The 246-nt window shown below is 52.8% G+C and carries 1 pseudogene; it reads right to left on the bottom strand.

Annotated elements, in window-relative coordinates:
* Positions 1-246, bottom strand: a pseudogene (locus IEQ44_RS16365) (phospho-N-acetylmuramoyl-pentapeptide-transferase); the annotation flags it as partial.

Genomic DNA, 246 nt, shown 5'->3' with positions numbered 1-246 from the left:
CCGACATCCAGAAATACTTCCAACGAGCGATCAACCCTTTGGTGTCTTTACGCACCACTTTGCGATAATCATCAACAAAGCCAATAACACCGTAACCTACCAGCACCACCAACACGCACCAGACGTACGGATTGGACGGGTAAGCCCACAGCAGTACGGAGATCACAATCGCCGTCAGGATCATAATCCCGCCCATGGTCGGCGTACCGCGCTTGCTGAAGTGTGATTCAGGACCGTCGTTACGCA

It is taken from the genome of Nocardioides malaquae, from assembly GCF_015070385.1.
In the GTDB taxonomy this organism is placed as follows: domain Bacteria; phylum Actinomycetota; class Actinomycetes; order Propionibacteriales; family Nocardioidaceae; genus Nocardioides; species Nocardioides malaquae.
The sequence above is the reverse complement of the archived record's forward strand: the minus strand, read 5'-3'. Positions and strand labels throughout refer to the sequence as shown.